Source organism: Streptomyces sp. NPDC012769 (assembly GCF_042901205.1).
In the GTDB taxonomy this organism is placed as follows: Bacteria; Actinomycetota; Actinomycetes; order Streptomycetales; family Streptomycetaceae; genus Streptomyces.
Genome location: NZ_JBIBCP010000005.1, coordinates 275,717 through 296,115, shown reverse-complemented (window position 1 = coordinate 296,115; position 20,399 = coordinate 275,717). Strand labels below are relative to the sequence as shown.

The window sequence follows — 20,399 nt, the reverse complement described above, 5'->3', positions numbered from 1 at the left end:
GGATGGGTGCAGGTCGTCCACGGGAGAGAGGCGGGGGGACATGGCGGATGAACAAATGGCCGACGTCGACGAGCAGGCGGACACCGAGCCGTTGAACGCGCCCCTGAACGCGCCCCCTGGCGCCGCCCTCCCGGCGGGGTCGGCGGCCGGCCCTGCCATGGTCTCCCCGATGCCGCCGGCCCGCCCGCTGGACGCGATCGACCGGGACATCCTGCGACTGCTCCAGGCCGACGGCCGGGCCTCGGTGCGGTCGGTGGCCGAGCGGGTCCACGTCTCGCGGGCCAACGCGTACGCGCGGATCAACCGGCTGATCGACGACGGGGTGATCCGGGGGTTCGGCGCCCGCGTCAACCACGAGCGCGCGGGGCACGGCGCCTCCGCCTACATCACCCTCAAGATCGTCCAGAACTCGTGGCGCACCGTGCGCGAACAGCTCCAGGCCCTGCCGGGCGCCGCGCACATCGCCCTGGTCAGCGGCGACTTCGACGTCCTGCTGCTCGTGCACACCCCGGACAACCGGACCCTGCGCGAGCTGGTGCTCACCCGGCTCCAGTCCATCCCCGAGGTCCTGTCGACCCGCACCCTGCTGGTCTTCGAGGAGACCGATCTCGACCCGGACCCGGACCGCCGAGTCTGACGGGTGCGCGACCGCCGCCGCGGCGGACGCGAGAACGCGCGAGCCCGGCCGGGGTGGCCCCGGCCGGGCTCGTGGCTCCTCGGGCCCGCCTCAGCGGGCCGTACGCAGCCCGTCGAAGGCGAGGTGGACGACGGTGTCCGCCAGCTGGTCCCGCTCCGCCGGGGAGTCCGGGTGCGGCCGGTACCACTCCACCAGCGAGTTGATCATGCCGAAGAGCAGTCGGGTGGCGAGCCGTATGTCCACGTCGGCCCGCAGGTCGCCGTCGGCCGCCGCCGCCTTCATGAGGTCGGCCACGCGGTGGTCGAACTCGCGGCGCCGCTCCAGCGCCCACCGCTCCGTCTTCGTGTTGCCCCGCACGCGCAGCAGCAGCGTCACGTACGGCAGCTCGGCCATCAGCACGTCGACGGTCCGCCGGGTCACGTACTCGACCCGCTCGATGGCCCGGCCGCGCCCCGCGGCCGGCTCGTCCAGGACCGCGAAGAGCCCGTCGAGCGCCCGGCTGACGGCCCGCTGCAGCAGCTCCTCCTTGCCGGCCACATGGTGGTAGATCGACGACTTGGAGATCCCCGCCGCCTTGGACAGGTGCTCCATGGAGGTGCCGTCGTAGCCGCGCTCGTTGAAGACCCGGACGGCGACCTGGAGCAGCGTCTCGGGGGTGTAGGTGTCGCGTCTCGCGGTGGTCATCCGGTCTCCTCCTGGATCGCTTCCGCGAAGCCGCGCCGCGCGAGGCCGATGCTCGCCGCGTACCGCCCGGTCGGGTATCGCTTGTGCATCCGCACCAGCAGGGAGCAGGTGCGGCGGAACCCGATCCTCGCCCCCCACTCGAGTGGTCCGGCCGGGTAGTTCACGCCGAGCCGCATGGCGGTGTCGACGTCCTCGGCGGTGGCGACGCCCCGTTCGACGGCGTCGGCCGCGAGGTCCACCAGCATCGCGACCGTGCGGGCCACGATCATGCCGGGCACGTCCTTGATGACGGAGACCTGCTTGCCGAGCGCCTGGAAGAGGCCCACCGCCTCGGCGAACGCCTCTGCCGGGATGCCCTCGCGGGCCGAGACGACGATCCGGCCGGCCGCCGCGTAGTCCAGCGCCAGGTCGAAGTGGACAATCGTCTCCCGGTGGCGCTCGAAGGAGGTCCTCCCGTCCGCGAGGCGGAGCACGGCGCCGCCCGGCAGCTCGATGCCGCCGGTGTCGCCCTCGCCCCGCTCGACGGTGATCCCGGCCTGCTCGACGAGCCCGACCAGCTGCTCGGCCGGCCCCAGGTCGCCGCGGACCACGATCGACTCCGGGGCCTTCGCCGGCGGCGCGGTGTGCGGCTCGGGGCGCTCGGCACCCTCCGCGTACGAGAACCAGCCGTGCCCCGACTTGCGGCCGAGCCGTCCGGACTCGACGAGCCGGCGCTGCGCGAGCGACGGCGTGAACTTGGGGTCCTGGTGGAAGGAGTCCCACACGGATCGGGTCACGGCCTCGTTGACGTCCTGGCCGATGAGGTCGGTCAGCTCGAAGGGGCCCATCCGGAAGCCGCCGGACTCGCGCAGCGCCGCGTCGATCGTGGCGGGGTCGGCGACGCCCTCCTCGTAGATCCGCAGCGCCTCCGCGTAGAAGGGGCGGGCGACCCGGTTCACGATGAAGCCGGGGGTGTCGGCGCAGCGCACCGGCGTCTTGCCCCAGCGCCTGGCCGTCTCGTACGCGCGTGTGGCGGCGTCCGGGTCGGTGGCGAAGCCGCTGACGACCTCGACCAGCGGCAGCAGCGGGGCCGGGTTGAAGAAGTGCAGACCCACGAACCGGCCGGGCAGCCGCAGTCCTCCCGCGATGGCGGTGACGGACAGCGAGGAGGTGTTGGTGGCGAGCACGGTGTCCTCGCCGACGACCTCCTCCAGGTCCGCGAAGAGCCGCTGCTTGACGGGGAGCTGTTCGACGATCGCCTCGACGACGAGGGCGGCGTCGGCGAGCTCGGCGAGCGAGTCCGCCGCGTGCAGCCGGGCCAGCGCCGTGTCCCGCTCCGACGCGTCCAGCCGGCCCTTCTCGACGAGCCGGTCCAGGCGGCCGGCGACGGCGGTCACGGCCTCGGCGGCCCGGCCCGGGGCGCTGTCGTAGAGGCGCACGGGGTGGCCCGCGACCAGGGCGACCTGGGCGATGCCCTGGCCCATGGTGCCCGTGCCGACGACGGCGACGGTGCGGCTGGGGTCGATGGGCCCGGCTCCGTCGGCCGACAGCTCGTCGCTCCCCGGGCGGACGTTCGCGTTGGCGGTCATAGGAGTGATCCTCCCCGATGGGTTTTCCACAGGATCGACGGACCCCCTTGTCCCGACCGATCGTTCGGTTACTCTAACTCCGTACGCGTCTCCCTGCCCAGCTCGACGAGGAGTTGGTCCATCCATGGCCACCGCTCAGCTGACCACCGACCGTCTGGCCGAGAAGCACCGGTCCACGCTCGACCAGGCCCTCGCCACCATCCGCACCCGCGCCTACTGGTCCCCGTACCCGGAGCACCCGAAGGCCTACGGGGAGAACGGCTCGCTGGACGCCGCGGCCGGCCTCGCGGCCTACCAGGAGCTGCTCGGCAAGCGCTTCGAGCTCGACCAGCCCGGCACCGACGGCTGGACCGACGGCGAGACCTCGCCGTACGGCCCGGCGCTCGGCATCGAGTACCCGCACGCCGACATCGACGTGCTGCTGCCCGCCATGCGCGCCGGCACGGCCGCCTGGCGCGACGCGGGACCCGAGACCCGCGCCCTGGTGTGCCTGGAGATCCTCGCCCGGATCTCCGCCCGCACCCACGAGTTCGCGCACGCGGTCATGCACACCAGCGGCCAGGCCTTCATGATGGCCTTCCAGGCCGGCGGCCCCCACGCGCAGGACCGCGGCCTCGAGGCCGTGGCGTACGCGTTCGAGGAGCAGACCCGCACCCCGGCCGGCCGCACCGACTGGTCCAAGCCGCAGGGCAAGCGGGACCCGCTGGAGCTCAGCAAGGAGTTCACGCCGGTCGGCCGCGGCATCGGCCTGGTCATCGGCTGCAACACCTTCCCGACGTGGAACGGCTACCCGGGCCTGTTCGCCTCCCTCGCCACCGGCAACCCGGTGCTGGTCAAGCCGCACCCGCGCGCCGTCCTCCCGCTGGCCCTCACCGTGCGCGTCGCCCGCGAGGTCCTCGCCGAGTCCGGCTTCGACCCGAACCTGGTGGCGCTGGCCGCCGAGCGTCCCGGCGAGGGCATCGCCAAGACGCTGGCCGTCCGCCCCGAGATCCGGATCATCGACTACACCGGCTCGACCGCCTTCGGCGACTGGCTGGAGGCCAACGCCCGCCAGGCCCAGGTCTACACCGAGAAGGCCGGCGTCAACACGGTCGTCGTCGACTCCACCGACGACTACAAGGGCATGCTCTCCAACCTGGCCTTCTCCCTGTCCCTGTACAGCGGCCAGATGTGCACCACCCCGCAGAACCTGCTGATCCCCCGCGACGGCATCACCACCGACCAGGGCCCGAAGTCGTACGACGAGGTGGTCACCGACCTCGCCGCCGCCGTCGGCGGCCTGCTCGGCGACGACGCCCGGGCGAACGCGCTGCTCGGCGCCCTGGTCAACCCGGACGTCAAGGCCCGCCTGGAGGCGGCCGCGGACCTCGGCGAGGTGGCGCTCGCCTCCCGCGAGGTGACGAACCCGGACTTCCCCGACGCCGTCGTCCGCACCCCGGTCATCGTGAAGCTGGACGGCTCCAAGCCGGACTCCGAGGCCGCCTACTTCTCCGAGTGCTTCGGCCCCGTCTCCTTCGCCGTCCAGGTCGACTCGACCGCCGACGCCCTGGAACTGCTGCGCCGCACGGTCCGCGAGAAGGGCGCCATGACGGTCGGCGCCTACACCACCTCCGCCGACACCGAGCGCGCCATCGAGGAGGTCTGCCTGGAGGAGTCGGCCCAGCTCTCCCTGAACCTCACCGGCGGCGTCTACGTCAACCAGACCGCCGCCTTCTCCGACTTCCACGGCTCCGGCGGCAACCCCGCCGCCAACGCCGCCCTCTGCGACGGAGCCTTCGTCTCCAACCGCTTCCGCGTCGTAGAAGTCCGCCGCCAGTCCTGACCCCGCTCCCCGGGGCCCCGTCCCTCCGCCAGGAGGGACGGCCCTGGGGGACACCCCGGGTCACCGGTCCCGGCCCCAGGCGCCCCCTTAACCCCCACCCCACGCCGCCAGGCGTAGGGGTGCGGGGAGGGGCGGAGCGTCGAGTCCCTCAGGGTCCCCGGCCCAGGGCACAGAGCAGCGGCGCCGAGCCCGGCCACCGGCCTGGACGCGGCCCCACCGCCAGGCGTAGGGGTGCGGGGGGGTCGGGGGCGGAGCCCCCGGTCCCGTCAGGGTTTCGGGAAGGGGCGGGGTGGGGGAATCCACCCACGCCCAGGCCCCGGCTCAGCACCGCGGCCCCGCCCCGTCAGTCGATCTCCGCGTACCGCTGCACCCACGCATGCATCGCGATCGCCGCCGCCGCCCCCGCGTTGATCGACCGCGTCGACCCGAACTGGGCGATCGAGCACACCCTCTCCGCCCGCGCCCGCGCCTCCTCCGTGAGCCCGGGCCCCTCCTGCCCGAACAGCAGCACACACCGGCGCGGCAGCACGGTCCGCTCCAGCGGCACCGCGCCCGGCAGGTTGTCGATGCCGATGATCGGCAGGCCCTCGGCCGCCGCCCACGCGGTCAGCGCCTCGGTGTCCGGGTGGTGCCGCACATGCTGGTAGCGGTCGGTGACCATCGCCCCGCGCCGGTTCCAGCGCCGCCGGCCCACGATGTGGACCTCCTTCGCCAGGAAGGCGTTGGCCGTCCGCACCACCGAACCGATGTTGAAGTCGTGGCCCCAGTTCTCCACCGCCACGTGGAAGTCGTGGCGCCGGGTGTCCAGGTCGGCCACGATCGCCTCACGCGTCCAGTACCGGTAGCGGTCGACGACATTGCGCCGGTCGCCGCCCGCCAGCAGCTCGGGGTCGTAACGCTCACCCCGCGGCCACGGCTCCGGATGCGGCCCGACGCCGACCTCGGGGCCGAACCCCTCGTCGTACTGGATCGGCTCGTCACCCTGGTCCGGGACGGGCTGAACCGGGACGGGCTGTTCTTCGGTGGTGCTCACCCGACGAGGGTACGGGGACTGGGCTCGTCACCCGAACGGCCCTGCTCCGGCACCGGCACCACCGCGTCGGCCCCCGCCCCCGCCCGCGTCCGCCCCAGCAGCCGGTCGCGGCCTCCCGCGACCCGCGCGCCCAGCCACACCAGGAACACCGTCGGCAGGAAGACCGCGTCCGCCGCGATCATCGCGAGCGAGAAGAACGGCAGCCCGAGCAGCACGGCGATGCCGGCGTGCTCCAGGATCATCGCCGCGAGCAGGACGTTCTTGACCTTGCGGTTGAAGAGCGTGAAGGGGAAGGCGACCTGCACGATCACGGTGCCGTAGGTCAGCAGCAGAACGATCAGCCCGCTCGCGCCCAGCAGGTCGGAGAGGGCGGGCCAGGGGGAGAAGTAGTCGAGCTGGAGGGGGTAGTAGAGCGCGGTGCCGTCCTGCCAGCGCGAGCCCTGGACCTTGTACCAGCCGGCCGTGGCGTAGATCAGACAGACCTCCGCCATGATCACGACGAGCGTGGCGTTGTGGGCGAGGTTGGCCACCACGTCGAGGAGCGTGCGCGGCTCGTCCGAGGCATAGCGGCTCACCAGCCACCACAGCCCCTGTCCCAGCCACAGCACCCACAGCAGCACCAGCAGCCACCACTCCCCGGTGGCGCCGGCGAAGTAGGTGGCGGCCATCAGGAAGCCACCGAGCACGACCCACAGCAGCGGCCCGACAACCCCGCCGTCGCCACGGCCGCGCGCCGCGCGCCGCGCGTCGAGCGACCAGACCTGCGCGCAGCGGGTGAGGACGAGGTAGAGCGCCATCAGGTGGATGACGTTGTCGCCGCCGTCGCCCATGAAGATGGAGCGGTTCTGCAGGGAGAGCACGCCGCACATGAAGACCACGGAGACGGCCCGGGTGTGCCAGCCGAGGAGCAGGAGGAGGGCGGAGAGCAGGGCGAGGCCGTAGACGATCTCGAACCAGAGGCGTCCGTCCGACCACATCAGCACGGTGAAGGCGTGGTTGTCGGTGATCAGCCGGTGGCCCATCTCCCACGACCAGGGGCCGTCGGGGCCGTACAGCTCGAGCCGGTGGGGCCACTCGCGCAGCAGGAAGAGCAGCCAGGTGGCGGAGAAGCCGATGCGGACGATCGCCGTCTGGTAGGGGCCGAGGGCGTTCGCCGTGACCTTCTGGACGGCGCCGGCGAGCCGCCGGTCGAAGGGGACGCGGGGCCGCTCGGCGGCCGGGGTACTGCTCATCGGACGGCCTCCGTACCCTTCAGGGCCCCGCTCTTGCTTCCGGTCCCGCCCTCGCCGCCGGCCTGGGTCCCGGCCCCTGCGGGCCGGTCGCCGGGGGTGATGCGCCACCAGGGCGCGGCGCGGAAGACCGGCGCCGTGTCGACCTTCTCGGTGCTCCACACGGGGGCGGGGACGCTCCGGGTGGCGGAGCGCAGCTGGATCTTCTCGACCCTGCCGCCGAGTGCCCGCTCGTCGAGGCGCAGCAGCACGATCCGCCGCATGTACTCCTCCGAGAGCTCGCCGCGCAGCCCGTTGGGGCGGTGGTCGTCGGTGTGGGAGTTGAGGTAGAAGTCCCAGGCCCGGCGCAGCTCGTTCTGCGCGGTGTGGCTGGGCAGGAGGCTGCCGCGGATGCGCGTCGCGTCCTGGGCGGACAGGTCGATCCAGCCGGTGGTCGTGCGGCCGCCGTCCGCCCCGGAGATCTGGGCGCGGACCTCGACGGAGATGTTCTGCTGGAGCGGATTGGGAGCGAAGAGCTTCCAGTTCTGCTCGAACTCGGGGTAGATCCAGTCGTCGACGGCCTCGCCGTGCTTCTTCGTCAGCGTGTTCGAGGGCGCGACGTGCAGGAAGACCATCGCGAGGTGGACGCAGGCGAAGACGCCGAGGACGGCGAGCGCGACGGCGGCGACCACCTGGTACGGCATGGACAGCGCCGCGATCCCGGCCCTCGGCCCCTCCGTCACCCGTTCGGGCGAACCATCCGGCTCGGACCCGTCCGGGCCCCCGTCGTCGTACGAGTGCATCGCGCCCCGCTCCCGCTCACACCTCGGCAGTTATCCACAGGGTTGACACCATACGGGCCGCCGAACGACCATTGAAGTCATTCAACCGAACGATCGGTCGGTAGGGGGTCCGATGACCGCAGGTACGGCAGAGACGACAGCGACAGCGGAGACGGAGGCGTCCCGGGCCGCCCTCGAAGCGGTGTTCGACGCCGCCGTCGCCGCCGACGAGCGCATCGAGCCCCGCGACTGGATGCCCGACGCCTATCGGGCGGGCCTGATCCGCCAGATCGCCCAGCACGCCCACTCCGAGATCATCGGCATGCAGCCCGAGGCGAACTGGATCACCCGCGCGCCCAGCCTGCGGCGCAAGGCGATCCTCATGGCCAAGGTCCAGGACGAGGCCGGCCACGGCCTGTATCTGTACAGCGCGGCCGAGACCCTCGGCGCCAGCCGCGACGAGCTCCTCGACAAGCTCCACTCCGGCCGCCAGAAGTACTCGTCGATCTTCAACTACCCCACGCTGACCTGGGCCGACGTCGGCGCCATCGGCTGGCTCGTCGACGGCGCCGCCATCACCAACCAGGTCCCCCTCTGCCGCTGCTCCTACGGGCCGTACGCCCGCGCGATGGTCCGGGTCTGCAAGGAGGAGTCCTTCCACCAGCGCCAGGGGTACGAGGCACTGCTCGCCCTCTCCCGCGGCACCGAGGCCCAGCACGCCATGGCCCAGGACGCGGTGAACCGCTGGTGGTGGCCCTCGCTGATGATGTTCGGCCCGCCGGACGACGAGTCGACCCACTCCGCCCAGGCGATGGCGTGGAAGATCAAGCGCCACTCCAACGACGAGCTGCGCCAGCGCTTCGTCGACATCGCCGTCCCCCAGGCCGAGAGCCTCGGCCTCACCCTCCCCGACCCCGACCTGAAGTGGAACGAGGAGCGCGGGCACTACGACTTCGGCCCGATCGACTGGGCCGAGTTCTGGGACGTCCTCAAGGGCAACGGCCCCTGCAACGAGCAGCGGCTGACCAAGCGCCGCCAGGCACACGAGGACGGCGCCTGGGTCAGGGACGCCGCCGCGGCGTACGCGGAGAAGCACCAGAAGCACACCGGGAACACCACCGGCGACCAGGCCGGACAGCACCGGGCCGGACAGCACCAGGACGGGGAGGCACGCGCATGACCACCGACGGATGGCCGCTGTGGGAGGTGTTCGTGCGCTCGCGCCGCGGACTGTCCCACACCCACGCCGGCAGCCTGCACGCCCCGGACGCCGAGATGGCCCTGCGCAACGCCCGCGACCTCTACACCCGGCGCAACGAGGGCGTGTCGATCTGGGTCGTCCCCTCCACCGCGATCACCGCCTCCTCGCCCGACGAGAAGGACCCCTTCTTCGAGCCCTCCGCGGACAAGCCCTACCGCCACCCGACCTTCTACGAGATCCCGGACGGGGTGAAGCACCTGTGACCGGTCCCACCACCACCGTCCCGGCCGCGACGCTCGCCCTCGGCGACGACGCCCTCGTCCTCGCCCAGCGCCTGGGGGAGTGGGCCGGCAGCGCCCCCGTCCTCGAAGAGGAGGTCGCCCTCGCCAACATCGCGCTCGACCTCCTCGGCCAGGCCCGCATCCTGCTCTCCCTCGTCGGTGACGAGGACGAACTCGCCTACCTCCGCGAAGAGCGCGCCTTCCGCAACTGCCAGCTCGTCGAAAAGCCCAACGGCGACTTCGCCCACACCATCGCCCGCCAGCTGTACTTCTCCACCTACCAGCGCCTTCTGTACGGGCGGCTCGCCGCCACCGAAGGCCCCCTCGCCGGACTCGCCGCCAAGGCCGTCAAGGAAGTCGCCTACCACCAGGACCACGCCGAGCACTGGACCCTGCGCCTCGGCGACGGCACCGACGAGAGCCACAGCCGGATGCAGCACGCCTGCGACGCCCTGTGGCGGTACACCGGCGAGCTGTTCCAGCCCCTCGACGGCCTGGACCTCGACATGGAGGCGATGGAGCGCGCCTGGCTCGACTCCGTCACCGCCGTCCTCGACAAGGCCACCCTCACCGTCCCCTCCGGCCCGCGCACCGGGGCCTGGAGCGCCGGCGCCGGCCGCCAGGGACTGCACACGGAGTCCTTCGGCCGCATGCTCGCCGAGATGCAGCACCTGCACCGCAGCCACCCGGGGGCGTCATGGTGACCGGCACGCCGACCACGGCCCCCACCCCGCTCGAAGAGGAACTCGCCCGGATCGCCGGCGCCGTCCCCGACCCCGAGCTGCCCGTCCTCACCCTCGCCGAACTCGGCGTCGTCCGCGGGGTCCACGTCCACGGCCCCGGCCGGGTCGAGGTCGAGCTCACCCCCACCTACACCGGCTGCCCGGCCATCGAGGCGATGTCCTCCGACATCGAGCACGCCCTCCACCAGCACGGCGTGCCCGAGGTGTCCGTCGTCACCGTCCTCAGCCCCGCCTGGTCGACGGACGACATCACCGAGGAAGGCCGCCGCAAACTCGCCGAGTTCGGCATCGCACCGCCCCGCCCCCAGGGCCCCGGCCCGGCCGGCGGCCCGGTCCCGCTCACCCTGGCGATCCGCTGCCCCCACTGCGGCTCCACCGACACCGAACTCCTCAGCCGCTTCTCCTCCACCGCGTGCAAGGCACTGCGCCGCTGCACCGCCTGCCGCGAACCGTTCGACCACTTCAAGGAGTTGTAGATGCCGTCCCCCAGCGCCGCACGGGCCGGGTTCCATCCGCTCCGGGTGAGCGAGGTCGAGCAGCTCACCGACGACTCCGTGGCCGTCACCTTCGCCGTCCCGGCCGAGCTGCACGACGCCTTCCGCCACACCCCCGGCCAGCACCTCGCCCTGCGCCGCACCGGACCGGACGGCACGGAGATCCGCCGCACGTACTCGATCTGCGCCCCCGCCGCCGGCGAGGGCGAGACGCCCGTCCTGCGCGTCGGCATCCGCCTCGTCGACGGCGGTGAGTTCTCCACCTACGCCCTCAAGGAGCTCGCCGTAGGCGACACCGTCGAGGTCATGGAGCCGATGGGCCGGTTCGTCCTCGCCCCGCGCCCCGGCCACTTCGCGGCCGTCGTCGGCGGCAGCGGCATCACGCCGGTCCTGTCGATGGCCGCCACCCTGCTCGCCCGCGAACCCGAGGCACGGTTCTGCCTCGTCCGCAGCGACCGCACCGCGGCCTCCACGATGTTCCTCGACGACGTCGCCGACCTCAAGGACCGCTTCCCCGACCGCTTCCAGCTGGTCACCGTGCTCTCCCGCGAGGAACAGCAGTCGGGCCTCCCCTCCGGGCGCCTCGACCGCGAGCGACTCACCAGCCTGCTGCCCACGCTCCTCCCGGTCGGCGAGATCGACGGCTGGTTCCTGTGCGGCCCCTTCGGCCTCGTGCAGAACGCCGAACAGGCCCTGCGCGGCCTCGGCGTCGACCGCGGCCGCGTCCACCAGGAGATCTTCCACGTCGACGGCGGCTCCGCCCCCGCCCCGGCCCCCACGACCGACGCACCCGCGCACGCCACCCTGACCGCCACCCTGCACGGCCGGTCCGGCAACTGGCCCGTCCAGCAGGGCGAGACGCTCCTGGAAACCGTGCTGCGCGCCCGGGCAGATGCCCCGTACGCCTGCAAGGGCGGAGTGTGCGGCACCTGCCGCGCCTTCCTCGTCTCCGGTGACGTGCGGATGGACCGCAACTTCGCCCTGGAACCCGAGGAGACCGACGCCGGCTATGTGCTGGCCTGCCAGTCCCACCCCGCCACACCGGAGGTCGAGCTCGACTTCGACCGCTGACCGGCCTCGCCCGCCCATTCCCTTCCGGTAGAACCTGTTCTATCTTGACGATCCGTCAGATCGCAGCGGGCACCACCGGGAGGGGCAGGACAGTGGACTTCACCTTCACCGAAGAACAGCACGCGGCCACCGAAACGGCCAAAGCCGTCTTCGCCGACGTCCCACCCGACGCCGTCCCCAGCCCCGCCCTCACCCCGGGCGCGGTCGCCGACGACTTCGACCGCGCCCTCTGGGCCCGCCTCGCCGACACCGACCTGCTCGGCCTCGTCCTCGACCCCGCCCACGGCGGCGCCGGACTCGACGCCATCGCCCTCTGCCTCGTGCTGCGCGAATCAGCCCGCGCCCTCGCCCGCGTCCCACTCCTCGAAACCAGCGCGGTCGCCCTCACCCTCCAGCACCACGCCCCCGCCGGGACCGCCGACGCCCTGCTGCCCCGCGTCACCCGCGGCGAACTCGTCCTCACCGCCGCCGCCCACGGCCGCACCGGCCACGACCCGGCCCCCCTCGCCGTCACCGCCCACCGCGACACCACCGGCTGGACCCTCGACGGCCACACCAGCGCCGTCCCCTGGGCCCACCAGGCCGACCGCATCGCCGTCCCCGCACACACCCCCGACGGCAACACCGTCCTCGCCCTGCTGCCCCGCACCCACCCCGGCCTCACCCTGGCCGACCAGTACGCCACCCACGGCGAGCTCCTCGCCGCACTCCACCTCGACGACGTCCACCTCGACCCCACCGACGTCATCGACACCGAAGGCGCCTGGGAAGAACTCCACGCACTCCTCACCACCGGAACCTGCGCCCTCGCCCTCGGCCTCGGCGAACAGGTCCTGACCATGACCAGCCAGTACACCGGAAAACGCGAACAGTTCGGCCACCCCGTGGCCACCTTCCAGGCCGTCGCCGTCCAGGCAGCCGACCGCTACATCGACCTGCGCGCCATGGAAGTCACCCTCTGGCAGGCCGCCTGGCGCCTCACCACCGACGCCGGCGGCCCACTCCCCGCCACGGGCGACATCGCCGTCGCCAAGATCTGGGCAGCCGAAGGCGTACGCCGCGTCGTCCAGACCGCCCAGCACCTCCACGGCGGGTTCGGCGCCGACACCGACTACCCCCTGCACCGCTACCACGCCTGGGCCAAGCACCTCGAACTCTCACTCGGCCCCGCCGCCGCCCACGAGGAAGAACTCGGCGACCTGCTCGCCGCCCACCCCCTCGCCTGACCCGCAGACCGCAGACGCGGACCCGCAGACCACAGGCGCCAGGGGACCCGCAGCGGACCTACAGCACGTACGCCGGGCTTCCGTCGTCCGTCACCATCGGACGCCCGGCACCATCCCAGGCCAGCATCCCGCCGTCCACGTTCACCGCGTCGATGCCCTGACCCACCAGATACTGCGTGACCTGCGCGGAACGGCCACCCACCCGGCACATCACGAACGCCCGCCGCCCCTCCGCCACGGCCTCGGTGACCTCACCGAACCGCGCCACGAACTGGCTCATCGGAACGTGCAGCGCGCCCTCGACATGACCGGCCGCCCACTCGTCGTCCTCACGGACATCCAGCACCAGGGCATCGGCCGGCACCGAAGCCACGTCGACGGACGGCAGCGGGGCGAAATTCATGGACCAGGCCTTCTCTCTCGAAAACTCCGCGCCCCCACGGGCGCACACCATCGAACCTACTGCACCCGGCCTACGCCACGAGCGACGCGAGCTCCGCCTCACGCTCGGCGACCTGCGCGAGCAACTGCTCGGCGATCTCCTCGAGCAGCCGATCCGGATCGTCCGGCGCCATCCGCAGCATCGCGCCGATCGCGCTCTCCTCCAGTTCCCGCGCGACCACCGACAGCATCTCCTTGCGCTGCGCCAGCCACTCCAGACGCGCGTAGAGCTCCTCGGCCTCGCTCCGCCGCGCCTCCGGCACCGGCCCCGCCGCCCACTCCTCGGACAGCTCCCGCAGCAGCCCCTCGTCCCCACGGGCATAGGCCACGTTCACCCGCGTGATGAACTCCTCGCGCCGCCGGCGCTCGTCCTCCTCCCGCGCGAGATCCGGATGCGCCTTGCGCGCCAGCTCCCGATACAGCCTGCGGGCCTCGTCGGACGGCCGCACCCGCTTCGGCGGCTGCACCGGCCGGTCCGTCAGCATCGCCGCGGCCTCCGCGGACAGACCGTCGGAGTCGACCCAGTCGTGGAACAGCTCCTCCACCCCGGGCATCGGCATGACCGCGGCCCGCGCCTCCTGCGCCCGCCGCACATCCTCCGGGTCTCCGGTACGCGCCGCCCTGGCCTCCGCGATCTGCGCGTCCAGCTCGTCGAGCCGGGCGTACATCGGGCCGAGCTTCTGATGGTGCAGACGGGAGAAGTTCTCCACCTCGACCCGGAAGGTCTCCACGGCGATCTCGAACTCGATCAGAGCCTGCTCGGCCACCCGCACCGCCTGATCAAGCCGCGCCTCCGGCCGCTCCCCCTCAGGCTGTACGTCCTCGGGCCGCGCTTCCTCCGCCCGTACGTCCCCGGCCTGCGCGTCCTCGGCCCGTACGTCGTCGGGCCGCACGCCCTCAGGCCGCTCACCGTCCGGCCGCTCAGCCTCGGGCCGCTCCTCGGACCCGCCACCCACGCCCTGGTCCACGCTCACGTCCACGCCCGTCCACGTCCTCGTTCCGGCTCGTCCCGTCCAGCCTACGGTCCCTCCTCCGGGGGGGCTCCCCCCTCCCTCCCCCTCCCCCCTCCCACCCTCCCCCTCGTTGTCGCCCGTTGTCTCAGACGCCCTGTTCCGCCGCTATGCGACCGGAGCGGATCGCCGACAGCAGGTCGGCGTGGTCCGCGGTGGTGCGGTCCGCGTAGGCGACGGCGAAGGACGCGACGGCCTCGTCGAGCTCCTCGTTCTTTCCGCAGTAGCCGGCGATCAGCCGCGGGTCCGCGCTGTGGGCGTGGGCGCGGGCGAGCAGGGCGCCGGTCATGCGGCCGTAGTCGTCGAACTGGTCGGCGGTGAGCGCGGCCGGGTCGACGCTGCCCTTGCGGTTGCGGAACTGGCGGACCTGGAAGGGCCGCCCGTCGACCGTGGTCCAGCCGAGCAGGATGTCGCTGACCACCTGCATCCGCTTCTGCCCGAGCACCACACGGCGCCCTTCGTGCCCGGTGTCGCCCGTGGGGAAGCCGACGGTCTTCAGGTGGGGCAGCAGCGCCGAGGGGCGGGCCTCCTTGACCTGGAGGACGAGGGGCTCGCCCCGGTGGTCGAGCAGCAGCACCACGTAGGAGCGGGTGCCGACGCTGCCGGTGCCGACGACACGGAAGGCCACGTCATGGATGGCGTACCGGGCGAGCAGCGGAAGCCGGTCCTCGGAGACGGTCTCCAGGTAGGGGCCGAGGGAGGCGGCGACGGCGGCCGCCTCGGCGTCGGGGACGCGGCGCAGTACCGGTGGTGCGTCGACGAAGCGTCTGCCGCCGCCTTCGGTGGCGGGTATGGCCTCGGTCGAGCGGGCGGCGAAGCGGGCGCTGGTGTTGTTGCGGGCTTTGGCCGAGACCCGTTCGAGGGTGCCTATGAGGTCGCGGGCGTCGGTGTGGGAGACGAGTTCCTCGTCGGCGATGGCGTTCCAGGCGTCGAGGGCGGGGAGCCGGGCGAGCAGGCGCATGGTGCGCCGGTAGGCGCCTGCGGTGTCGAAGGCCGCGGCCCGGCAGGTGTCCTCGTCGGCGCCGGCTTCGCGTCCGGCGAGGACGAGGGAGGTGGCGAGCCGTTTGAGGTCCCATTCCCAGGGGCCGACGACGGTTTCGTCGAAGTCGTTGAGGTCGATGACGAGCCGGCCGCGGGCGTCTCCGTAGAGGCCGAAGTTGGCGGCGTGGGCGTCGCCGCAGATCTGGGCGGCGATGCCGGTGACGGGGGAGTCGGCGAGGTCGTGGGCCATGAGGCCGGCGGCGCCGCGGAGGAAGGCGAAGGGGCTGGCGGCCATCCTGCCGACTCTGATGGGGGTGAGTTCGGGGACCCGGCCGCGGTTGGACTCCTCGACGGCGCTGATGGCGTCGGGGCGGTCGTGGGCGGGGGTGAGGGTGGCGTGGGCGGAGCGGGGGAGGTCCTGCCGGATTTCCTTGCCGCGCCGTCGGGCGGTGGCGGCGGCTCCGTCGGCGGCGCGCCGGGCGAAGCCGGGTACGTGCGGCAGGCGGGCGAAACCGTCGGCCGCGGGCTCGCTGTCCGCCGCGTGGTCGCGTTGTCCCGGTACCGCCGCTGTCCTGGTGTCGTCCATGGACGTCCTCCCCCGCCGTTCCTCGTCCTGTTGACCGTGCTGCCAACATCAACTGCGTCGGCTGGCCATGACGGTACCGCCGGGTCCACGAGGCCGTCTCCCCCTGTGGACAACGGCCTGTGGACAACTCCCCGTGGCCCGTTGAGAGCGTGCTCGGCCGGGGCCCGGGTGGGTCAGACGGCGACCGCCTCCTCCATTTCCTCCTCGGCTTCGTCGGCCTGGGCCCGCTTTTCCGCGGCGGGGGCCGCGGCGGGGTGGCGGCGGGCTTCGGCGCGGCCGGCGGTGACGGTGAGGGCGAGGCCGGCGAGGAGCCAGAGGGTGAGCACGAGGACGTTGCCGCCGAGGGCGTTGCCGTCGAGGTAGACGTGGCCTCGGACGCCTTCGACGAATCCGGCGCCGTTCCAGAAGGCGTGCAGCGAGCCGAAGAGGCCGGGCTGGAGTTCGGGCCGGTAGATGCCGCCGGAGCTGGTGAAGTTGAGCATCACGAACAGCACCATCACGCCGAGGGTGGTCCAGCGCTTGAGGAAGGTGTGGAGTCCGACGCCGATCAGCAGGATGCCGGCGCTGTAGAGCCATGACAGGGCCCAGAGGCCGCCGAGGCCGTGGTCGACGAGGTGGAAGAGGGGTCCGGCGAAGACGGTGCCGATGAGGCTGACGACGAGGGACATGCCCGCGGCGAGGAGGGCCCTTGTGCGCATGGGGAGGACGGCTCCGGCGCCGCCGATGACGGCGACGGAGGCGTAGGAGCCGATGCTGAGGGCGACGAGGAGGAAGAAGATGCCTTGTCCCGTGGGGTCGCCGGAGGCGACGGGGGCGACGTCGGTGACCTGGAGCGGGTGTCCGTCGGTGGCGGCGACCTTGGTGAAGACCTTCTCGACGGCCATGGCGCTGGTGTCGGAGGAGGCGGAGGCGACGAGGAGTTCGGGGGTGTCGGTGGCTTCGCCGGGGATGTAGGCGCCGAAGCTGGCCCGGTCGCGCAGGGCGGCGGTGGCGGTGGCGCGGTCGGGGACGGTGCGGACGTCGAGGGCGCCGGCGCTCTTGTCCTGGAGGGTCTGGGCGAGGACCTGGGCCTGGGGGCCGGAGCCGACGATGTCGACGCGCAGGTCGTGGGGTTCGGGGGCGTGGAAGGCGCCGAGGTAGGCGAGGCCCATGCCGATGCACATCAGCAGGGGGGTGAGCAGGTGGCCGAGGACGTGGCGCAGTGCTCCCTTGGTGGTCGGTCCGGCGGACACCTGAACCTCCATGGTTGGCTTTTACAACTACATAACCGTTGTACTATACAACTGCAAGTGAAGGTCCGGCCAGCCGACGAGGCCCGGCCCGCGGCGACAAGGAGCGCACCATGAGCGACGGCGCGCGGGAGACGTCCCTCGACACCATCCAGCGGGAACTGACGGCCTTCGCCCGCCGGGCGCGGGCCGCCGCGGCCCGGCTCCACCCGGAGCTGTCGCTGGTCTCGTACACGCTCCTGGCCCACATCGACGACCGGCAGGGCTGCCGGGCCACGGACCTCGCGGCCCACTACCTGCTGGACAAGTCGACGGTCAGCCGCCAGATCGGCGCCCTGGAGAAGCTCGGCCTGGTCGAGCGGCGGCCCGACCCGGACGACCACCGGGTGCAGGTGCTGCACCCGACGGAGGCGGGCCGGCAGGTCCTCGCCGCCACCCAGGCCAGCCGACTCGCCGCGTACGAGGAACGCCTCAAGGACTGGTCGGCCGAGGACCTCGCCGCGTTCGCGGCCTATCTGCTCCGCTACAACGCGGCGGGCGACACCGGCCTGCCGACCGCCCCCGCCTCCCCCGCCGCCCCGCACCCCAGGCCCTGACGCACGGTCCCCGGACGGCTTCCCCCGGCGCCCCTACAGCCGGAGCCGGGCCACCAGCCCGAGCCGGCCCACCAGCCCGAGCCCGCCCCTACAGCCGGGCGTCGCGGGCCAGCAGCGCCGCCTGCACCCGGTTCTCGCAGTTCAGCTTGGCCAGGATCCGGCTCACATACGTCTTCACCGTGGCCTCGCTCATGTGCAGCCGCCGGCCCGCGTCGGCGTTGGAGAGTCCCTCCCCGAGCAGCGCGAGCACCTCGCGCTCCCGCTCGCTGAGCGCGGTCAGCCGCCGCCGCGCCTCCTCGGCGCGCGCCGCCTCGCGGCCCGAGGCGAGCTGCTCGACCACATGGCGGGTGGCGGCGGGGGAGAGATAGGCGTCACCCGCGGCGGCGGCCCGCACGGCGCGGATCAGCTCGGCCGGCGCGGTGTCCTTCAGCAGGAACCCGGCTCCGCCGTGCTCGAGGGCGCGCAGCACGTTCTCCCGCTCGCCGAAGGTCGTCAGCACGATCACTTTCGTCGACGGCGCGGCCCGGCGCAGCTCGGGCAGGGCGGAGAGCCCGTCGAGCACGGGCATCTGGATGTCGAGCAGCACCACGTCCGCCGCGTGGGCGCGGGCCAGGTCGATGGCCTCGCGGCCGTTGGTGGCCTCGGCGGCGACCTCGATCTGCGGATCCGAGGTGAGGATCATCCGGATTCCGGCTCTGATCAAGGGCTCGTCGTCGGCGACCACGACTCTGATCCGCCGCTCCGCCCCGGCGGCGGCCATCGCACCCGCACCTGCCCGTGCCTCGGCCCCTGCTCCGGTCCCTGCCCCGACCCCTGTCACAGCCTCTCCCCAACGGCTCGCGGTACGAACCGGCCACGCCCCCCGTCGGGGCCCGTACCCGGCGCCCGGGCGCCGACCGCCCTAGCGCACGACGTCGTACGACTTCTTCTCGATCAGCTTGCCGTCCTTGAAGCAGAACCGGAAAACGGGTTCGGCCTCGATGGTCTCCCCCACCTCCGAGCTCATCAGCACCAGGCACTTCGATCCCTCGGGCTCCGCGGGGCCCTTGCCGTGCAGACCGGTCGTGGTGATGGTGTCGCCCGAAGGAAGTCGGTCGCGGACCTCCTTCTCGCTCTGACCGACCTTGACGGCGTCGTACTCGGCCGGGTCGATCATGCCCTTCGACATCGAGCCCATCAGGAAGTAGATGCCGAAACCGCCCGCGACCAGCAGCAGCACGAGCGCCGCGAACGCGATCCCGCAGCCCAGCGCTATCCCGCCGCCCGTGCTCCTGCCCCTGCCCGCCTGCATCGCCATCGCCAGCTCCCGCTCCGTCACCGTCCAGTCGGACGGTCCGACTGCGACCCGACCACGGTGGCCTCGCGGGCCCTTCTTCGACTGCTGCCGGAAGTCGTCGGCCGCATCGACGAAAGACGCGGCGTGCGGGACGGCATGCGGGACGGCGTACGGCAGTGCGTAGGGGACCAGGTGCGGCAGCACGGTGCCCCCCTGGGCGGCCGCCGCGTCCGCCGACGGATCGGCGTACGGGTCCACGTAGGGAGCCGCCTCCACCGCCCCGTACGGCAGGACTCCGGCGACCCGGAAGCCACCGCCGTCGGCGGGGCCGGCGTGGACGATGCCGCCGACGAGCCGGGCCCGCTCGTGCAGCCCGGTCAGTCCCTGCCCGCCGCTGACGACCTCGGCGGGCCGTTCGGCCGCGTCCTCGTTCAGGACCTCGACGACGAACGCGTCCGGCTCGTAGCGCACCTCCACGGTGATCGGGGCGCCGGGCGCGTGCTTGTAGGCGTTCGTCAGGCCTTCCTGGACGATCCGGTACGCGGCGTGGTCGACGGCCGGCGCGAGCGCCCGCGCCTCGCCGCGCCGGGTCAGGCCGATCGTGGTCCCGGCGGACCGGGCGGCCGTGACGAGCCCCTCGATGCCGGCGGTCCCCCGCGCCGCCCGCCCCGTCTCGTCGCCGGGCCGCCCCACCGGGGCACCCGGCCCCTCGTCCGGGGCCTCGACCCCGTCACGCAGGATGCCGACGACCTCCCGCAGCTCGTGCATGGCGTCCACGGACGCGTTCCGCAGGACCGCCACCACCTCCCGCTGGCGATCGGTCAGATGGGGATCCACCTCCAGGGCGCCGGTGTGCACGGAGATCAGCGCCAGCTGGTGGCCGAGGCTGTCGTGCATGTCCTGCGCGATCCGCTGGCGCTCCCGCATCCTGGCCTGACCCACGATCATCGCCCGCTCCCGCAGCAGCTGGACGTTGCGCTCCTGGAGCGCGTGCAGCAGCGTCCTGCGCTGGGCCCAGTAGCGGTGGGCGAGCCCGGGGGCGAGCGTCGTCGCCAGGAAGTAGAGCGTCGAGATGAACGTCACCGTCAGGATCCGGTGCCCGTCCCACATCTCGATGACCGTGCCGGCGATGTTCAGTACGTACGCGGCGGTTCCCGCGGCCAGGGCCCGGCCGGCTCCCGGGATGTAACGGCCCGCCGACCAGCCGACGAGGATCAGCAGCGCCAGGAAGCCCGGCAGGAACGGGGCGAGGAACGACGTGACGACGAGCGCGGTCACGGGCAGCCGGCGCCGCAGCACCGACAGCACGGCCGAGGCCAGGGCGACGCCCGCGAGCGCCCAGCCCTCCCCGCCGAGGAGGTCCTCGGTGCCGGCGGCCAGCAGCGCCATGACGACGGCGAGCACCGCCTCGCCCGCGGTCCTGCGCCGCGACCACTGCCCCGGCACCGCGAACCAGCGCCACCCGGCGGCGAGCCAGGTCCTCACGGCCCGGATCTTCGTAGGAGCTTCCACGCTCGCACGATAGGCGCG

The 20,399-nt window shown here is 72.9% G+C and carries 20 protein-coding genes; 9 read left to right on the top strand and 11 right to left on the bottom strand.

The annotated features are described in order from the left end of the window. Window positions 1-55 precede the first annotated feature (55 nt). Window positions 56-637: an Lrp/AsnC family transcriptional regulator gene (locus ACFY7C_RS26565; protein ID WP_389655661.1), complete on the top strand. Its 582-nt coding sequence runs from the start codon at window positions 56-58 to the stop codon at window positions 635-637. A 90-nt stretch (window positions 638-727) separates the two neighbouring features. Here ACFY7C_RS26565 and ACFY7C_RS26560 read toward each other — a convergent pair whose 3' ends face one another. Both ACFY7C_RS26560 and ACFY7C_RS26555 read right to left on the bottom strand, forming a co-directional pair. Beyond that, entirely contained in the window at window positions 728-1,321 is a 594-nt protein-coding gene (locus tag ACFY7C_RS26560; RefSeq protein ID WP_389654978.1) for a TetR/AcrR family transcriptional regulator, read from the bottom strand. After that, a complete protein-coding gene (locus ACFY7C_RS26555; protein ID WP_389655660.1) occupies window positions 1,318-2,784 on the bottom strand; it encodes a 3-hydroxyacyl-CoA dehydrogenase in 1,467 nt (488 codons plus the stop codon). The genes ACFY7C_RS26560 and ACFY7C_RS26555 overlap by 4 nt, the downstream gene beginning before the upstream one ends. Window positions 2,785-3,013: 229 nt before the next feature. Between ACFY7C_RS26555 and paaN the strand changes: the two genes are divergently transcribed. Further along, the gene (paaN, locus tag ACFY7C_RS26550) at window positions 3,014-4,711 is read left to right on the top strand and encodes a phenylacetic acid degradation protein PaaN (protein ID WP_389654976.1); all 1,698 of its coding nucleotides are present in this window, start codon (window positions 3,014-3,016) and stop codon (window positions 4,709-4,711) included. A gap of 343 nt (window positions 4,712-5,054) precedes the next feature. Here paaN and ACFY7C_RS26545 read toward each other — a convergent pair whose 3' ends face one another. Genes ACFY7C_RS26545 through ACFY7C_RS26535 form a run of 3 tightly spaced genes read right to left on the bottom strand, consistent with a single transcriptional unit; the run spans window position 5,055 to window position 7,755 of the window. Beyond that, window positions 5,055-5,744, bottom strand: a complete 690-nt coding sequence (locus ACFY7C_RS26545) for a TrmH family RNA methyltransferase (RefSeq protein WP_389654974.1) — start codon at window positions 5,742-5,744, stop codon at window positions 5,055-5,057. Continuing rightward, the gene (locus ACFY7C_RS26540) at window positions 5,741-6,976 is read right to left on the bottom strand and encodes an HTTM domain-containing protein (protein ID WP_389654972.1); all 1,236 of its coding nucleotides are present in this window, start codon (window positions 6,974-6,976) and stop codon (window positions 5,741-5,743) included. Before ACFY7C_RS26540 ends, ACFY7C_RS26545 begins: the two co-directional genes overlap by 4 nt. Then, entirely contained in the window at window positions 6,973-7,755 is a 783-nt protein-coding gene (locus ACFY7C_RS26535) for a DUF5819 family protein (protein WP_389654970.1), read from the bottom strand. The genes ACFY7C_RS26540 and ACFY7C_RS26535 overlap by 4 nt, the downstream gene beginning before the upstream one ends. 112 nt (window positions 7,756-7,867) lie before the next feature. On the opposite strand from ACFY7C_RS26535, the gene paaA reads away from it, so the two are divergent. The 6 genes from paaA (at window position 7,868) to ACFY7C_RS26505 (ending at window position 12,750) form a co-directional block, all read left to right on the top strand. Continuing rightward, on the top strand, window positions 7,868-8,914 hold the full coding sequence (gene paaA, locus ACFY7C_RS26530) for a 1,2-phenylacetyl-CoA epoxidase subunit PaaA (RefSeq protein WP_389654968.1): 1,047 nt from the start codon (window positions 7,868-7,870) through the stop codon (window positions 8,912-8,914). After that, a complete protein-coding gene (gene paaB, locus ACFY7C_RS26525) occupies window positions 8,911-9,198 on the top strand; it encodes a 1,2-phenylacetyl-CoA epoxidase subunit PaaB (RefSeq protein WP_327375298.1) in 288 nt (95 codons plus the stop codon). The genes paaA and paaB overlap by 4 nt, the downstream gene beginning before the upstream one ends. Next, a complete protein-coding gene (paaC, locus tag ACFY7C_RS26520; RefSeq protein WP_389654965.1) occupies window positions 9,195-9,920 on the top strand; it encodes a 1,2-phenylacetyl-CoA epoxidase subunit PaaC in 726 nt (241 codons plus the stop codon). Before paaB ends, paaC begins: the two co-directional genes overlap by 4 nt. Beyond that, window positions 9,914-10,435: a 1,2-phenylacetyl-CoA epoxidase subunit PaaD gene (gene paaD / locus ACFY7C_RS26515; RefSeq protein WP_389654963.1), complete on the top strand. Its 522-nt coding sequence runs from the start codon at window positions 9,914-9,916 to the stop codon at window positions 10,433-10,435. The genes paaC and paaD overlap by 7 nt, the downstream gene beginning before the upstream one ends. Continuing rightward, complete coding sequence (locus tag ACFY7C_RS26510; protein WP_389654961.1) at window positions 10,436-11,524, top strand: 2Fe-2S iron-sulfur cluster-binding protein; 1,089 nt, start codon at window positions 10,436-10,438, stop codon at window positions 11,522-11,524. A 92-nt stretch (window positions 11,525-11,616) separates the two neighbouring features. Continuing rightward, the gene (locus ACFY7C_RS26505; protein WP_389655659.1) at window positions 11,617-12,750 is read left to right on the top strand and encodes an acyl-CoA dehydrogenase family protein; all 1,134 of its coding nucleotides are present in this window, start codon (window positions 11,617-11,619) and stop codon (window positions 12,748-12,750) included. 58 nt (window positions 12,751-12,808) lie between these two features. On the opposite strand, the gene ACFY7C_RS26500 is transcribed toward ACFY7C_RS26505, so the two are convergent. The 4 genes from ACFY7C_RS26500 to ACFY7C_RS26485 form a co-directional block, all read right to left on the bottom strand. Next, complete coding sequence (locus tag ACFY7C_RS26500) at window positions 12,809-13,153, bottom strand: rhodanese-like domain-containing protein (protein WP_389654959.1); 345 nt, start codon at window positions 13,151-13,153, stop codon at window positions 12,809-12,811. A gap of 70 nt (window positions 13,154-13,223) precedes the next feature. Further along, window positions 13,224-13,964: a hypothetical protein gene (locus ACFY7C_RS26495; protein WP_389655658.1), complete on the bottom strand. Its 741-nt coding sequence runs from the start codon at window positions 13,962-13,964 to the stop codon at window positions 13,224-13,226. Between the two features lie 325 nt (window positions 13,965-14,289). Further along, window positions 14,290-15,768, bottom strand: coding sequence for a DUF2252 domain-containing protein (locus tag ACFY7C_RS26490; RefSeq protein ID WP_389654957.1), 1,479 nt, complete (start codon window positions 15,766-15,768; stop codon window positions 14,290-14,292). Between the two features lie 173 nt (window positions 15,769-15,941). Beyond that, window positions 15,942-17,000 (bottom strand): hypothetical protein, encoded by a 1,059-nt coding sequence (locus tag ACFY7C_RS26485; protein WP_389655656.1) that lies wholly within the window; start codon window positions 16,998-17,000, stop codon window positions 15,942-15,944. Window positions 17,001-17,110: 110 nt separating this feature from the next. On the opposite strand from ACFY7C_RS26485, the gene ACFY7C_RS26480 reads away from it, so the two are divergent. Beyond that, window positions 17,111-17,593: a MarR family winged helix-turn-helix transcriptional regulator gene (locus ACFY7C_RS26480; protein WP_389654955.1), complete on the top strand. Its 483-nt coding sequence runs from the start codon at window positions 17,111-17,113 to the stop codon at window positions 17,591-17,593. An 88-nt stretch (window positions 17,594-17,681) separates the two neighbouring features. Here the strand turns inward: ACFY7C_RS26480 and ACFY7C_RS26475 are convergent, their stop codons facing one another. Continuing rightward, window positions 17,682-18,353 carry a response regulator gene (locus ACFY7C_RS26475; RefSeq protein ID WP_389654953.1) on the bottom strand — a complete coding sequence of 224 codons (672 nt, stop codon included), beginning with the start codon at window positions 18,351-18,353 and terminating at the stop codon, window positions 17,682-17,684. Window positions 18,354-18,494: 141 nt separating this feature from the next. Next, window positions 18,495-20,258 (bottom strand): sensor histidine kinase, encoded by a 1,764-nt coding sequence (locus tag ACFY7C_RS26470; protein WP_389655654.1) that lies wholly within the window; start codon window positions 20,256-20,258, stop codon window positions 18,495-18,497. Window positions 20,259-20,399: the final 141 nt, after the last annotated feature.

Coding starts and splice junctions, on each gene's coding strand:
- ACFY7C_RS26500 (WP_389654959.1), bottom strand. CDS start 13,153: ATGAATTTCGCCCCGCTGCCGTCCGTCGACGTGGCTTCGGTGCCGGCC.
- paaA (WP_389654968.1), top strand. CDS start 7,868: ATGACCGCAGGTACGGCAGAGACGACAGCGACAGCGGAGACGGAGGCG.
- ACFY7C_RS26480 (WP_389654955.1), top strand. CDS start 17,111: ATGAGCGACGGCGCGCGGGAGACGTCCCTCGACACCATCCAGCGGGAA.
- ACFY7C_RS26490 (WP_389654957.1), bottom strand. CDS start 15,768: ATGGACGACACCAGGACAGCGGCGGTACCGGGACAACGCGACCACGCG.
- ACFY7C_RS26510 (WP_389654961.1), top strand. CDS start 10,436: ATGCCGTCCCCCAGCGCCGCACGGGCCGGGTTCCATCCGCTCCGGGTG.
- ACFY7C_RS26560 (WP_389654978.1), bottom strand. CDS start 1,321: ATGACCACCGCGAGACGCGACACCTACACCCCCGAGACGCTGCTCCAG.
- ACFY7C_RS26555 (WP_389655660.1), bottom strand. CDS start 2,784: ATGGGCCAGGGCATCGCCCAGGTCGCCCTGGTCGCGGGCCACCCCGTG.
- ACFY7C_RS26565 (WP_389655661.1), top strand. CDS start 56: ATGGCCGACGTCGACGAGCAGGCGGACACCGAGCCGTTGAACGCGCCC.
- ACFY7C_RS26540 (WP_389654972.1), bottom strand. CDS start 6,976: ATGAGCAGTACCCCGGCCGCCGAGCGGCCCCGCGTCCCCTTCGACCGG.
- ACFY7C_RS26475 (WP_389654953.1), bottom strand. CDS start 18,353: ATGGCCGCCGCCGGGGCGGAGCGGCGGATCAGAGTCGTGGTCGCCGAC.
- paaB (WP_327375298.1), top strand. CDS start 8,911: ATGACCACCGACGGATGGCCGCTGTGGGAGGTGTTCGTGCGCTCGCGC.
- ACFY7C_RS26470 (WP_389655654.1), bottom strand. CDS start 20,258: ATGGCGCTGCTGGCCGCCGGCACCGAGGACCTCCTCGGCGGGGAGGGC.
- ACFY7C_RS26535 (WP_389654970.1), bottom strand. CDS start 7,755: ATGCACTCGTACGACGACGGGGGCCCGGACGGGTCCGAGCCGGATGGT.
- paaN (WP_389654976.1), top strand. CDS start 3,014: ATGGCCACCGCTCAGCTGACCACCGACCGTCTGGCCGAGAAGCACCGG.
- paaD (WP_389654963.1), top strand. CDS start 9,914: ATGGTGACCGGCACGCCGACCACGGCCCCCACCCCGCTCGAAGAGGAA.